At 71.7% G+C, this 3,357-nt stretch carries 6 protein-coding genes; all 6 read left to right on the plus strand.

All coding sequences use genetic code 11. The features are described from left to right. Window positions 1–809: type II secretion system F family protein (locus ACQKIP_RS30800; protein ID WP_427744759.1), on the plus strand; the 809-nt coding region annotated here is incomplete at its 5' end. Beyond that, window positions 806–1,708, plus strand: a complete 903-nt coding sequence (locus ACQKIP_RS30805) for a type II secretion system F family protein (protein ID WP_365865452.1) — start codon at window positions 806–808, stop codon at window positions 1,706–1,708. The genes ACQKIP_RS30800 and ACQKIP_RS30805, both read left to right, overlap by 4 nt. Window positions 1,709–1,754: 46 nt before the next feature. After that, complete coding sequence (locus ACQKIP_RS30810; RefSeq protein WP_365865450.1) at window positions 1,755–1,946, plus strand: hypothetical protein; 192 nt, start codon at window positions 1,755–1,757, stop codon at window positions 1,944–1,946. Next, window positions 1,939–2,343, plus strand: a complete 405-nt coding sequence (locus ACQKIP_RS30815; protein WP_365865448.1) for a TadE family protein — start codon at window positions 1,939–1,941, stop codon at window positions 2,341–2,343. Before ACQKIP_RS30810 ends, ACQKIP_RS30815 begins: the two co-directional genes overlap by 8 nt. A gap of 4 nt (window positions 2,344–2,347) precedes the next feature. After that, window positions 2,348–2,806 (plus strand): TadE/TadG family type IV pilus assembly protein, encoded by a 459-nt coding sequence (locus ACQKIP_RS30820; protein ID WP_365865447.1) that lies wholly within the window; start codon window positions 2,348–2,350, stop codon window positions 2,804–2,806. Continuing rightward, window positions 2,803–3,270, plus strand: a complete 468-nt coding sequence (locus tag ACQKIP_RS30825) for a pilus assembly protein TadG-related protein (protein WP_365865445.1) — start codon at window positions 2,803–2,805, stop codon at window positions 3,268–3,270. Before ACQKIP_RS30820 ends, ACQKIP_RS30825 begins: the two co-directional genes overlap by 4 nt. The last annotated feature ends 87 nt before the right edge of the window (window positions 3,271–3,357 follow it).

The raw sequence follows: 3,357 nt of genomic DNA on the forward strand, positions 1-3,357 counted from the left end.
TCGTAGGGGTGACCGCTTACGGGGTGCGGCCTCGCCTGCGGGATGAATCCCCGGCGCGACGATGGCAGCTGCCCTGGAGAGAGAACGGGTGGCAGTGGCTGCGGGCCGCAGGCGGCGGCGTGCTGGCCACAGCGGTCACCGGTTGGCCGGTGGCCGGGCTGCTCACACTCGCGGGCGTGGTGGCCCTGCCCCGCCTCTTGGGCCGGGACAAGCAAGCCGAGGCCCGTACGGGCAAGCTCGAAGCGGTCGCGGTCTGGGCGGAGATGCTGCGCGACACCCTCTCGGCGGCGGCCGGACTGGAACAGGCGATCGTGGCCACGGCTCCCGTCGCCCCGCTGGCCCTGCGCGAGGAGACGGCCCGCCTGGCGGCCGTCATCGAGGACGGACGGCCGCTGGGCGAGGCCCTGCGCACCTTTGCCGACGACGTGGACGACGCGACCTGTGACATGGTTACCGCCGCACTCGTCCTGGCCGCCGAGCACCAAGCTCGGCAACTCGCTCCTCTGCTAGGCCAGTTGGCTCTCTCCACGCGGGAGCAGGTGACGATGCGTCTGAAGACGGAAGCCGGGCGGGGGAGGGTGCGGACCTCGGTGCGCGTCATCACCTGCACCACCCTGGGCATGGCAGTGGGGCTGGTGCTCCTCAACCGCTCCTACCTCGCGCCCTATACGACCGCTGAGGGACAGGTGGTTCTGGCCGGGGTGGGCGGTCTGTTCTCGCTCGCCTTCTGGTGGCTGATGAAGATCGCAACCCTGGAGGAAGAGTCCCGGGTACTCAAGGGCGCACGCCCGGGGGTGGCGGCCCGATGACGGCGATTCTCCTTGGACTGGGGCTCGGCGGATTCCTGGCCCTGACCGTGTACGGCATCAACCCGCCGCGCGCCTCACTGGCCCACACCCTGGCCCGACTCGGCCGGGCACCGGCTCCCCCTGCTGCTGCGCCACGGGCCGGGGAGGCGGCGGAGGGGTGGGCGGCGCGACTCGGACTGCCTGCGGTACCGGCGCTGCAGGCCTGCGGGCTGCCCACCGGCCGACTGCGCCGGGACTTGGAGATCGCGGAGGTGCGGGTCGAGCGGTTCCTGGCCGAGAAGGCCACCGCCTTCACGGTCGGCATCCTCGCGCCGAGTCTCGCCTCCCTGCTGTGGTGGGCGATGACCGGTAGCGGCTGGGGATGGCGGTTCTCCGCGATCGCCTCCCTGGCCACCGGCGCCGTGCTGTTCTTCACGCCGGACCTGTCCGTACGGGCCACCGCCGGGCGGCGTCGCAGGGAACTGCGCCACACCCTGTCCGTCTTCCTCAACTTGGTCGTCATCGCCCTGGCCGGCGGCGCCGGGATCCACCAGGCCCTGGCGGACGCCGCAGCCGGCCCACAGGGATGGGGTGCAGCCCAGCTGCGCCGCGCGCTGATGGCCGCGGAGGTGGGACGCCGGAACGTATGGCACGAGCTGGGCGAACTCGGTGCCCGCACCTCAGTCCAGGAATTGGCGGAGCTCGCGGCGACGGTGTCCCTCGCCGGCAGCGAGGGCGCCAAGATCCGTATCTCGCTGGAGGCCAAGGCCGCCGCGATGCGCACCCGCGGCCTGGCCGAGGCCGACGGTGCCGCGCAGTCCGCGACGGAACGTATGTCGCTGCCCGTCGTCGTGCTCTTCGCGGGCTTTCTGGTCTTCATCGGCTACCCGGCCCTGCAGAACGTACTGGTCGGGCTCTGAGAGCCCGCCCTGAGCACCGCATCCCTGCCACGGAATGGAGCTTGCCGTGATCACTCGCTCAACCACCGCCCGCACCCGCGCCTGGGGACGGCGGGTGCGCCAGCACATGGCGCGCGATGCCGGGTACTCGACGGAGACGGTACTGGTCACCGCACTGCTCGCGGTCATGGGCATCGCGGTCATCGGGATCATCGTCGCGAAGGTGACCGCGAAGGCCAACGGGATCGACCTTGGCTAGCGGGCGCCGACCGCGGCACGGCAGACGGTCGGGGGATCGCGGGGCCGCTACCACCGAACTGGTTTTGGTCGTACCGCTGTTGATGTTCCTGCTGCTGTGCATCGTGCAGTTCGCCCTCGCCCTGCACGCCCAGCACATCGCGCAGACGGCTGCCTCCCGGGCACTGGCCGCCGCTCGCGCCCAGGACGCCACCTCGGGAGCCGGCAACGCACGAGCGGCGGCCACGCTGCGCCTGCTGGGCGGGAGGCTGCTGCATGACCCGACGGTGAACGTCAGCCGGGGCGGCCAACACGCCCAGGCGCATGTGGAGGGAGAGGTCGCCGCGGTGGTACCGGGGCTCCACCTGCGAGTGGCCGGGCATGCCGCAGGCCCCGTCGAGAGATGGACGGTGAGGTGACCGCATGTACCCGCCCCTCCGCCCCCGTCCTCGCGTTCGGCGTCGGTCGTGGGCCCGCCTTCGTCCGTTACGGGATGTCGGGGCGGCCACGACCGAACTTGTCCTGGTGACACCGCTGTTGATTCTGTTGGCGTTGATCGCCGTTGCCTTCGGCAAGCTCGCCGGAGCCCGCCTGGACGCTGACGAAGCCGCTCACCAGGCGGCCCGCGCCGCCTCGCTGGCCCGCTCAGCAGGCGAGGCTCGCACCGAAGCGGCCGGTGCAGCCACGCGCAGCCTGACCGGCGCCGGGTCCTCGTGCACGAGCCCGCGCATCCGTCCCGCCCTGGGCGGCTTCACCCCTGGAGGCGTGGTGCGGGTGACCGTGACCTGCCGCGCCGCGCTGGACGTCCCCGGAATGCACAGCGTGGATGTCACGGCGTCGGCCTCCTCCGTCGTGGATCTGTATCGAGGGGTTCAGACATGAGACATACGAGCGTCCGGACCCGGCAGCGCGGTCTGTACGGCGACTGCGGGCAGGTGACCGTGGTGGTTGTGGTGTCAGTGGCCGGACTGTTCCTGTTCGCCGGACTGGTCATCGACGGCGGACTCGCACTGGCAGGAAAGGTGAGGGCCGCCGACACCGCACAGGAGGCCGCCCGCGCCGCCTGCCAGGAAGTCGACCTCGACCATCTGCGCGCCACCCACCGCCTGCGACTCGACGCACCCACAGCCCGGACGGCAGCCCACGCGCGCGTCACGGCCGACGGCGACACGGCCCGTGTCCGAGTGCAGGAAGATCAGACGCAGGTCACCGTCACGCACATCCAGACGACCCAAGTCCTCTCCCTCGTCGGTCTTGACCAGCTCACGACCACCGCGTCCGCCACCGCGCACATCGAACACGGCGCCACCACGCCCTGGGGCGAAGGCGAGGAGGCCACCTCCTGATGCCTGCGCCCGCCGTTCCGCGCCACACAGCCCACCGCCCCGCTGCCGTTGTGCGCTTCCTCGTATCCGGCAGCGCCCTTGCCGCTG

The organism is Streptomyces sp. NPDC059900, assembly GCF_050270335.1.
Lineage (GTDB): Bacteria > Actinomycetota > Actinomycetes > Streptomycetales > Streptomycetaceae > Streptomyces.